The sequence below is a fragment of the Streptomyces hygroscopicus subsp. hygroscopicus genome, assembly GCF_001553455.1.
Taxonomy (GTDB): domain Bacteria; phylum Actinomycetota; class Actinomycetes; order Streptomycetales; family Streptomycetaceae; genus Streptomyces; species Streptomyces hygroscopicus.
In genome coordinates this window covers 1-8,625 of record NZ_BBOX01000024.1, presented here as the reverse complement: position 1 = coordinate 8,625, position 8,625 = coordinate 1, and the positions used below count along the sequence as shown (strand labels likewise).

Here is an 8,625-nt window from a genome sequence, read left to right as displayed (position 1 = left end):
CCCCCGCCGCGCCGCCGAACTGCTCAACGCGATGATCGCCGCGGCCGGCACCACGCCCCGGCTCACCGACCACGACGGTTACGACTGGCATGTGCACTACTTCGCACCCGGCGCCTCGCTCGCCGACCACCTCGCCGCCGACGGCGGCATGGCGCTGGCGTTCCTCGTGGTGGCGGGCGAACGGGAGCGGCTGCGCCGCTGCGAGGCCCCGGACTGCCGGCACGCCTTCGTGGACCTGTCCCGCAATCGCTCCCGGCGCTACTGCGACAGCCGCACCTGCGGCAACCGGCTGCATGTCGCCGCGTACCGCGCCCGGCGCCGCGAGGCCGCGAGCTGACCGCCCGCGCCCGGCCGGCGGCCGGGCGGCCGGGCGGCCGGGGAGCGTGCGGGGCGCCGCCTCACCACCGGTAGAGGTCATGTACGGCGGTCACGAAGAGCAGGGTGCCGATGAACGCCAGGAACAGCATCAGCGGCGGCTGCGAGAGGGCGAAGAGACAGCCACGGGTCTCGTCGCTCGGCGGAACAGGGGGTCTTTCGATGGGGGATTGCTCCCCGGGCGGTGATTGCAACATCTCGCGGAGATCATGACCCAGCCCCGGCCCCACCTGCGACCAGTGATCGTTTTTTGACCGGTCGCTTGTCAGATCCCGTGCTTTTTGAGTATGGCCTCGATGTCGGAGAAGTCATCCGTGCCAGAGCTCGTTCCGCCCCTGGCCTTCGGCCGCCCCGCCGCCTTGCCGCCGGCGGCTCCCCGGCCGGACCCCAGGGCGGGCTCCGAGGCTCCCGCGGACACCCCTGCCTGTCCGGCCGCGGCCGCCGCGCGCCGCTCCTTACGGGTGCCGCCGGAGCGCCGCTCGACCGCTCGGCCGATCATGAACAGCACCCAGGAGAGGCCGAGCAGACCGAAGCCCATCCAGACGGTCGGTTTGAAGACCAGGTCGGCCACCCAGTCCACAATCCCCGTCATCGCCAGGCCCAGCGGTACCAGGGCGTAGGCGGCGATCCGGGTCGCGGCCAGGAACCGCTTGCGGTACGCGGTCACCCCGGCGATGCCCAGACCGGCCGCGGACAGCGCGGCACAGACGGTATCGGTCAGCATCGTTCCTCCCGCGACTGGGTTTCCGGTATGTCCATCCTGCACCCCGTAAGGCGGCTCGGGCCATGGCCCCGGCCCAGGATCAGGGACATCTCCGGGTACGGACCGGGGTCCAGGGGCTGGAAGACTGGCCCCATGAGCCACACCGACCCCACCGACCCCTCCCCTCTCCCCGTGCTCGACGTCTGGTGCGAGCTGCAGTGTCCCGACTGCCGCACCGCCCTGGCCGATCTGCGCGCACTGCGCGAGCGCTTCGGCGACGCCCTGGACATCCGGCTGCGCCACTTCCCGCTGGAGCGCCACCGGCACGCCCACGCGGCGGCACAGGCGGCCGAGGAGGCCATCGCCCAGGGGCGCGGCTGGCCGTACGTCGAGGCCGTCCTGGAGCGCGCCGAGGACCTGGGCACCGTCGGTGAGCCGCTGCTGGTGGAGGTGGCCCGGGAGCTGGGTCTGGACGCCGAGGAGGTGGACACCGCGCTGGTCGACGGGCGGCACATCCTGATCGTGGACGCGGACCAGGCCGAGGGCAGGGCGATCGGGGTGACCGGCACCCCCACATATGTGATCGGCGGCGAACGGCTGGACGGCGGCAAGAGCCAGGAGGGGCTGCGGGAGCGGATCGAGGAGATCGCCGGCCGCCTCATCGCCGAGCGGTCGTAGCACCCTGGGTCCGGTCCGGGGGATCTTCACGGGTGCGTGCGGACCGGTCCGTGCGGTTCCCCCGGACCGGACCGCACGGCTAGAGCAGCGGCTTGTAGAACTGGTACTCGACCGGCTCATAGCCCAGTGACCCGCACAGCCGCAGGGCCGGGGTGTTGCCGCCGAAGACGTGCAGGCCCAGGCTGCGCGCCCGGTGCGCCAGGCTCGCCCGCTCGGCGGCCAGCATCAGGGTGCGGCCGTGGCCGCGGCCGCGGTGCTCCTCGGCGACCTCGACGGAGAACACGTACGCCTCCCCGCTCTCCGCCGCGTCGGGCTCCTCCCGGCGCAGCGCAACCCAGAGGGTGCCCACGTCCGTACCGCCGTGGGCGAGGACGCGCAGCAGGGCCCCGGGGGTGTCCGGGCCCTGCGGCAGCAGCGCCGCGTAGTCGGCCTCGGCCTTGGTGTCGGCCTGCCGCCGGGTGAGCCCGCGCCGCAGCAGATCGTCGACGTGCCCGGCCCGCTCATGGGCGTACCACGCCGGGTAGTCGGCCTCCGCCAGCGGACGTATCGCACTGCCCTCGGGCAGCTCGGGCGGCTCCGTGAGCCGCTTGAGCATGTTGCGGCCGCGCTCGCGGTAGCCGAGCGCGCCGGCGAGCCCGAGGGCGGTGGTGGCCTGCGCCGGAACGCTCACGACCAGCTGGGTGCAGCCCCAGCCGCGCAGCACCTCCTCGGCGGCGAGCGCGGCGACTGTGCCGCGGCCCCGGTGCCGCTCGGCCTCGTCGATGTCGAGCCGCTCGATGCGCCCGGCCTCCGGGCCCAGACGGGCGTCGGTGGCCAGGCGGACGGAGCCGACGGGGCGGCTGTTGACGCACACCTCGTAGGTGCGGGCACGCCCGCCGCCGTCGGTGCGCTGTTCGGACGCGGTGGGCCGCAGAGTGGTGGTCACGAGGGTGTTCTACCGGTCCCCCGGGCGATCGACACCCGGTCTTCCCGGCGCGCACCCGCCGCGACCGGCGGAGCGCCGGGGGACCACCGGCGGATCACCGGCCGGTCAGGGGTCGATGTCGGCGGCCGCCCGCTCGACGAAGATCCGTCTGGCCTCGGCGGTGACCGGGCCGGGGGCGCCGGGCAGGGTGCGGGCGTCCACCCGGTGCACGGCCTGTACGTCGCGCGTCGTGGAGGTCAGGAAGACCTCCTCGGCCCGGGCCAGCGCCTCCAGCGGCAGATCGGTCTCCTTGGCGCCCACCCACTCCAGCACCAGGGCGCGGGTGATCCCGGCGAGGCAGCCGGAGGAGAGCGGCGGGGTGTGCAGTTCGCCGTCGAGGACCACGAAGACGTTCGAGCCGGTGCCTTCGCAGAGCGCGCCGACCGTGTTCCCGAAGAGGGCCTCGGTCGCGTCCTGTTGCCGGGCGCGGGCGAGCGCGACCACGTTCTCGCCGTAGGAGGTGGTCTTCAGGCCGGCGAGCGCCCCGCGCTCGTTGCGTGCCCAGGGGACGGTGACCACGGCCGTGCTGTCGGCCGGGCGCGCCGCCTCGACCAGCGCGACCACCAGCGTGGGGCCGGCCGTGCCCCGGTCGGAGCCGAGCGGCGAGAACCCTCCGGTGTAGGTGATCCGCAGCCGTCCGAACGGCACGGGGTTGGCCCCCAGCACCTCCTCGCAGCCCCGCCGCACCTCGTCCGGATCCGGCGCGGGGAGCCCCAGGCCCTCGGCTGAGCGGGCCAGCCGCCGCAGATGACGGGTGAGGGCGAAGGCCCGCCCCTCGGTGGCCTTGACGGTTTCGAAGACGCCGTCGCCGACCGTGAGTCCATGGTCGAATACGGACACCCTGGCGCTGTCCGCGTCACAGAGGGATCCATCGAGCCAGATGGCCGGTTTCATTGCGTCGCCCTTCCCGTCGGCTGCTGTACACCCGACGCTACCGCGAGCAGCCGGGCGGCCTTGAGTTCCGTTTCGTCCCATTCGCGCTCCGGATCGGAGCCCCAGGTGATGCCCGCCCCGGTGCCGAACCGCAGCACGGCCCCGCCCGGTCCGCGGTCGATCCAGAAGGTCCGTATCCCGACCGCCAGCTCACCGGTGCCGCGGTCGGCGTCGACCCATCCGATACCGCCGCAGTACGGGCCGCGGGGCACGGTCTCCAGCTCCTCGATGACGCGCAGCGCGCTGGACTTGGGCGCGCCGGTGACCGATCCGGGCGGGAAGGTGGCCGCGAGCAGCTCCGGCCAGCCGGTGCCGGGGGCGAGTTCGCCCCGCACCGTGGAGACGAGGTGGACCAGACCGGGGTGCGGTTCGATCGCGCAGAGCGCCGGGACGGTCACCGAACCGGTGGCGCAGACCCGCCCCAGGTCGTTGCGGACCAGGTCCACGATCATCACGTTCTCGGCGTGGTCCTTCTCCAGCAGGTCCTCGGGGCCGCGTCCGGTGCCCTTGATGGGCCCCGACTCCACGGCGCGCCCCACGCGCCGCAGGAACAGCTCGGGCGAGGCCGTGGCCACCTCCACCCCGTGGGCCGGCAGCCGCACGGTGCCCGCGTAGGGGGCCGGGTTGCCCAGGGCCAGCAGCGCGGTCAGGGCGTCCACGTCGGCCCCGGCCGGATCGGGCAGCGGCGCGGACAGCACCCGGCAGAGATTGGCCTGGTAGACCTCGCCGGCCGCGATACGGCGCCGGACGCTCCGCACACCCGCGGTGTAGGCGGCCCGGTCCAGCGACGAGGTCCACTCCCCGGCCGCGGGGCCGCGCCAGCCGCCGGGCACCGGGGCCGGCACCGACTCGGTCCGTACGTCGCCGAAGCGAGCGCAGACCAGACGGCCCTCGAAGTCCGCGACAACGGCCCAGAAACCCTGGGTGTCCAGGGCCGACGGATCGCTGGTGACATCGCGCAGATCGGTGGCGACCAGGCCGCCGAAGCGGGCGAGCGGGGGCAGGGAGTGCACGGCTGCGAGTCTATGGGGCCCAGGTCAGAGCGGTCCCGGGAGGGAGTGCGGCGCGCGAGCAGGGCAGCACGCTGCGGAAACGGAATTTGAGCTGGCCCCGGAATCCGCTAGAGTTCAACACGTCGCCGGGACGCGGAAGCGCCCCGGGGAAACGACACCTGCGGACGTGGCTCAGTTGGTAGAGCATCACCTTGCCAAGGTGAGGGTCGCGAGTTCGAATCTCGTCGTCCGCTCGGAGTGGGGGTTTAGGCCCCCACGGCTGGTGGAGTGGCCGAGAGGCGAGGCAACGGCCTGCAAAGCCGTCTACACGGGTTCAAATCCCGTCTCCACCTCGGACGATTAGCTCAGCGGGAGAGCGCTTCCCTGACACGGAAGAGGTCACTGGTTCAATCCCAGTATCGTCCACTCGGATCCCCGTGGATCCACTCGCGCGATTAGCTCAGCGGGAGAGCGCTTCCCTGACACGGAAGAGGTCACTGGTTCAATCCCAGTATCGCGCACGCAGTCCCGAGGACGATTAGCTCAGCGGGAGAGCGCTTCCCTGACACGGAAGAGGTCACTGGTTCAATCCCAGTATCGTCCACATCGAACGGCGGAGGGCCGGAGCGATCAGCTCCGGCCCTCCGCCGTTTCCCGGGTTCCGCCCGCTCTCAGGACGAGAAGAGCATGTGCCCGAAGCCCCGGTGGTGCTTGTGGTGGCCGTGGTGCCCGTGCTGCGGCGCGCCCCACGCGGGTGCGGGCGCGGCCGGGTACGCCTGCGGAGCGGGCGGGGCGGGCGGCATCGTCTGCGTCCACTGCGCCTCGAGGCGGGTCAGCGCCTCCAGCTCCCCGTAGTCCAGGAAGATCCCCCGGCAGCCGCTGCACTGCTCTATCTGCACGCCATTGCGGTTGTAGGTGTGCATCGGCGCAAGGCACTTGGGACACTGCATGGTCCGCTCAACTCCTCATGCTTCGGGCGGAACGCGCCGGAACACCTGCCCGGCCGCGCGGACTTCACCTTACGGCCTCCATGACCCGGGCGATGCGCACGGATGCCTCCACCATCGCCTCCTCCGCCTCGTCCAGCGCCCGCCCGGCCGCCGCCGCTTTGGCCAGCGCGAGCGCGGCGGTCTGGACGGTGAGGGCGCGGGCGGGCACGTCCAGTCGCGGCCAGGGATCGAGCTGCCCCGCGGCGGCGCCGCCCGCGGCCCGGTACGCCCCCAGGAACCGCTCCCAGTCCTCGGGGGCGAGCAGCCCGGCCGCGTACCAGGCGGCGGGCCGCGCGAGGTCCCAGGCCGGGTCGCCGAGGCCGAGGTCGTCGATGTCGATCAGCCGCCAGTCGGTGGCGCGGGGGCGGATGAGCTGGCCGAGGTGGAGGTCGCCGTGGCAGAGCCTGTTGCCTTCGCCGCCTTCGCCGCCTTCGCATGGGCCCACGCGGTCGCCGCGGTCCCGGCGTTCCACGCGGTCGTCGCGGTCGTCGCGGTCGTCGCGGTCCCGATGGTCCCGGCGGCCCACGCGGTCCGTACGGTCCGCGCCCCGCGCCCAGCCGGGCAGCCCCGCCCAGGCTCGCAGTACGGCCCGGGTGGCCGCGCTGTCGGGGAGCGGCGCCGCCCGTAGCCGGGCGATGGCGCGGGCCGCCTTGTCCGGGCCGCGCATCGCCGGGAGCGGGCCGGGCAGTTCGGCGACCGGCACGGCGTGCAGCCGGGCCAGCAGTGTCCCCGCCTCGGCCCAGGGGGCGGCGTCCGGCGCGTCGGGTGCCACGGGTTCGCCGTACGGCCAGAGGGTGACCTGGCGGCCGTCGGGCAGCGCGGCCATGCGGTCGACCGGCGGCAGCAGTATCTCCGCGCACCGGGGATGGGCCGCGACGCCGAGCCGGACGGCCAGCTCGGCCGGGTCGGTGCCGGGCGGATGCGCCTTGGCGACGACGTGGCCGCACCGGACGACGGTGGCGTCGGGCCGGTCGGCCAGGACGGTCACCTCGGCGGTGGCGTCGCGCCGGGCCCGGCGGAGGGCGGTGACGAGCTGCGACGCGGTGTGACTCACGGCTCCCCCATCGTCATCGGCTGCCCCGGGATCGTAGCCCGTGCCGTGCGGGATGCCGGGGCTTCGAACCTCCTGGTGCCGGACGATCACCCGGGCGCGGGCCCTGGGCTCCCACCGCCTTAGATGGGTTACAAAATTTGAACTCTGTAACCCGCGGCGGTACGTTTCGAGCCATGGACACACACCTCACGGAGACCGACGCGTCGCAGGGCCTGCCGAGCAACTGGGGCCGGTGGGGCGAGGACGACGAGCGCGGCACGCTCAACCTCATCACCGGGGAAGCCCGGGCCAGGGGCGCAGCGGAGGCCCGCACCGGGCGGACGGTGTCACTCGCGCTTCCGATCCGGCCGACGCCGGTCATCAGCGGCCCCTTCGCGCCCTCCACCCAGGACGCCTCGCCGGTCCAGCAGATGATGGTCTACGTCGGCTCGCCGGCGCCCGCGACGGCGGATGTGATGCTGGTGACCAACCACCACCCGCGCTCGACGCACCTCGACGCGCTGGGGCACACGGTCCGCGACGGGCGGGTGTATCCGGGGCGGCCCGTGGACGAGGCCGTGACACCGGCCGGCGCCCGGCACGGCTCCACAGCGGCCTACGCCGCCGGGATCGCCACCCGGGGAATCCTGCTCGACCTGGCGGCCGACGGTCCGCTGCCCAGTGGCCATGCGGTCACCTCGCGGGACTTGGAGGCGGCCGAGGAGCGCCAGGGCGTACGGCTGGAGTCCGGGGACGCCCTGGTGGTGCGCTGCGGATGGCCCATGACGCCCGTCCCCGGCCGGCCGATGCCGGGGATGAGCCTGGACGCCGTGCGCTGGATGCACCGGCGCGGCGCGGCACTCTACGCGGGCGACATCGGCGACGCGCACCCGGACCTGGACCCCGCCTGCCCCTCGCCGCTGCACGGGGTCGCCCTGCCGTTGATGGGCCTGCCCCTGATCGACGCCGCCGAGGTCGACGACCTCGCCGCCGTCTGCGCGGAGCTGGGCCGCTATGCTTTCCTGCTCACCGTGGCGCCGCCGCGTATCCACGGGCTGACCGGGGTGCCCGTCAACCCGCTCGCGATCTTCTGACGAGCCACCAGGAGGAACTGGCAGTGAGGGAGCAGTCGGCGCCCGCCGCCGGGGCCGGGAGCCGCGCGGTGCGGTTCGTACGGAACGGCGAGCCCTGATGCCTTCGGGCCCGGCCCTCGACGCCGAGACCATCCTGACGGCCACCGAGGACGTGCTGCGCCGCCATGGGCCGGCGAAGGCCACGGTGCTGGACGTGGCGCGGGCTCTGGGAGTCAGCCACGCCAGCGTCTACCGTCACTTCCCGTCCAAGGCGGCGCTGCGCGAAGCCGTCGCCCGGCGCTGGCTGGGCCGGGCGCGCGCTCCCCTCGCGGCGGTCGCGTCCGATACCCGGCAGGCCCCGGCCGAGCGGCTCCGCACCTGGTTGACCACGCTCTTCGCCGCCAAGCGGGCCCTGTTGTCCGAGGACCCGGAGCTCTTCGCCACCTACCGGGTCCTGACGGCCGAGCACAGCAGCGTGGCCGCCGACCATGTGGCCGACCTGATCGAGCACCTGCGGGTCATCATCGCCGACGGCGTCACCAGCGGCGACTTCGCCTCTCCCGACCCCACCGCGACAGCGCGCACCGTCTTCGACGCCACCGTGGCCTACCACCACCCCGCCCACGCCCCCCAATGGCAGACCCCGGGCGCCGAGACCGCCCTGGAGGCCATCTGCACCCTGCTCATCGACGGCCTGCGCCCGCGCTGATCCCGTGTGCGTTCACCGGCCCAAACGGGCCCCACACGGCGCGATGCCCGGACAGCTCCCCAGCTGTCCGGGCATTCGTGCCGTCCGCCGCACCCCCGTCCCCACGGGGTTGATGGCCGGGAAGTCCCCGGCCCGGGCCGCTCTCCCGGGCCCGGGGCGCCTCAGCGCCCCAGCAT

11 protein-coding genes and 5 tRNA genes are annotated in these 8,625 nt (G+C 73.9%); 9 read left to right on the top strand and 7 right to left on the bottom strand.

Translation table 11 applies throughout. The features are described 5' to 3' along the window. The coding region (locus AXW62_RS03560; RefSeq protein ID WP_169808108.1) for a CGNR zinc finger domain-containing protein at positions 1 to 337 on the top strand (337 nt) is incomplete at its 5' end. Positions 338 to 398: 61 nt separating this feature from the next. Here the strand turns inward: AXW62_RS03560 and AXW62_RS44350 are convergent. Next, entirely contained in the window at positions 399 to 572 is a 174-nt protein-coding gene (locus AXW62_RS44350) for a hypothetical protein (protein WP_164502444.1), read from the bottom strand. A gap of 68 nt (positions 573 to 640) precedes the next feature. Further along, positions 641 to 1,099 carry a hypothetical protein gene (locus tag AXW62_RS03555; protein WP_060943201.1) on the bottom strand — a complete coding sequence of 153 codons (459 nt, stop codon included), beginning with the start codon at positions 1,097 to 1,099 and terminating at the stop codon, positions 641 to 643. A gap of 132 nt (positions 1,100 to 1,231) precedes the next feature. Between AXW62_RS03555 and AXW62_RS03550 the strand changes: the two genes are divergently transcribed. After that, the gene (locus AXW62_RS03550) at positions 1,232 to 1,756 is read left to right on the top strand and encodes a DsbA family protein (RefSeq protein ID WP_060943200.1); all 525 of its coding nucleotides are present in this window, start codon (positions 1,232 to 1,234) and stop codon (positions 1,754 to 1,756) included. A 79-nt stretch (positions 1,757 to 1,835) separates the two neighbouring features. Here AXW62_RS03550 and AXW62_RS03545 read toward each other — a convergent pair whose 3' ends face one another. The 3 genes from AXW62_RS03545 to AXW62_RS03535 form a co-directional block, all read right to left on the bottom strand. After that, a complete protein-coding gene (locus AXW62_RS03545) occupies positions 1,836 to 2,681 on the bottom strand; it encodes a GNAT family N-acetyltransferase (RefSeq protein WP_060943199.1) in 846 nt (281 codons plus the stop codon). A gap of 105 nt (positions 2,682 to 2,786) precedes the next feature. After that, positions 2,787 to 3,614 (bottom strand): aminotransferase class IV, encoded by an 828-nt coding sequence (locus AXW62_RS03540; RefSeq protein ID WP_060943198.1) that lies wholly within the window; start codon positions 3,612 to 3,614, stop codon positions 2,787 to 2,789. Further along, positions 3,611 to 4,666, bottom strand: coding sequence for a chorismate-binding protein (locus tag AXW62_RS03535; protein ID WP_060943197.1), 1,056 nt, complete (start codon positions 4,664 to 4,666; stop codon positions 3,611 to 3,613). The genes AXW62_RS03540 and AXW62_RS03535 overlap by 4 nt, the downstream gene beginning before the upstream one ends. A 160-nt stretch (positions 4,667 to 4,826) precedes the next feature. Between AXW62_RS03535 and AXW62_RS03530 the strand changes: the two genes are divergently transcribed. The 5 genes from AXW62_RS03530 (at position 4,827) to AXW62_RS03510 (ending at position 5,249) form a co-directional block, all read left to right on the top strand. Continuing rightward, positions 4,827 to 4,899, top strand: a tRNA-Gly gene (locus AXW62_RS03530). Positions 4,900 to 4,927: 28 nt separating this feature from the next. Beyond that, positions 4,928 to 4,998 (top strand) — tRNA-Cys (locus AXW62_RS03525). A 1-nt stretch (position 4,999) separates the two neighbouring features. After that, positions 5,000 to 5,071 (top strand) — tRNA-Val (locus AXW62_RS03520). A gap of 23 nt (positions 5,072 to 5,094) precedes the next feature. After that, a tRNA-Val gene (locus AXW62_RS03515) sits at positions 5,095 to 5,166 on the top strand. 11 nt (positions 5,167 to 5,177) lie between these two features. Beyond that, positions 5,178 to 5,249, top strand: a tRNA-Val gene (locus AXW62_RS03510). A gap of 67 nt (positions 5,250 to 5,316) precedes the next feature. On the opposite strand, the gene AXW62_RS03505 is transcribed toward AXW62_RS03510, so the two are convergent. After that, complete coding sequence (locus AXW62_RS03505; protein ID WP_060943196.1) at positions 5,317 to 5,595, bottom strand: TFIIB-type zinc ribbon-containing protein; 279 nt, start codon at positions 5,593 to 5,595, stop codon at positions 5,317 to 5,319. Between the two features lie 64 nt (positions 5,596 to 5,659). Continuing rightward, positions 5,660 to 6,688, bottom strand: a complete 1,029-nt coding sequence (locus AXW62_RS44780) for a phosphotransferase (protein WP_063817519.1) — start codon at positions 6,686 to 6,688, stop codon at positions 5,660 to 5,662. 173 nt (positions 6,689 to 6,861) lie between these two features. Here AXW62_RS44780 and AXW62_RS03495 point away from each other — a divergent pair, with 173 nt between their 5' ends. Beyond that, complete coding sequence (locus AXW62_RS03495; protein WP_060943195.1) at positions 6,862 to 7,761, top strand: cyclase family protein; 900 nt, start codon at positions 6,862 to 6,864, stop codon at positions 7,759 to 7,761. A gap of 97 nt (positions 7,762 to 7,858) precedes the next feature. Beyond that, positions 7,859 to 8,449, top strand: coding sequence for a TetR/AcrR family transcriptional regulator (locus AXW62_RS03490; RefSeq protein WP_060943194.1), 591 nt, complete (start codon positions 7,859 to 7,861; stop codon positions 8,447 to 8,449). The last annotated feature ends 176 nt before the right edge of the window (positions 8,450 to 8,625 follow it).

Bases quoted from the DNA above. Each gene is read 5' to 3' on its own strand.
- AXW62_RS44350 (WP_164502444.1), bottom strand. From the start codon at position 572: ATGTTGCAATCACCGCCCGGGGAGCAATCCCCCATCGAAAGACCCCCT.
- AXW62_RS03555 (WP_060943201.1), bottom strand. From the start codon at position 1,099: ATGCTGACCGATACCGTCTGTGCCGCGCTGTCCGCGGCCGGTCTGGGC.
- AXW62_RS03550 (WP_060943200.1), top strand. From the start codon at position 1,232: ATGAGCCACACCGACCCCACCGACCCCTCCCCTCTCCCCGTGCTCGAC.
- AXW62_RS03540 (WP_060943198.1), bottom strand. From the start codon at position 3,614: ATGAAACCGGCCATCTGGCTCGATGGATCCCTCTGTGACGCGGACAGC.
- AXW62_RS03505 (WP_060943196.1), bottom strand. From the start codon at position 5,595: ATGCAGTGTCCCAAGTGCCTTGCGCCGATGCACACCTACAACCGCAAT.
- AXW62_RS03495 (WP_060943195.1), top strand. From the start codon at position 6,862: ATGGACACACACCTCACGGAGACCGACGCGTCGCAGGGCCTGCCGAGC.
- AXW62_RS03490 (WP_060943194.1), top strand. From the start codon at position 7,859: ATGCCTTCGGGCCCGGCCCTCGACGCCGAGACCATCCTGACGGCCACC.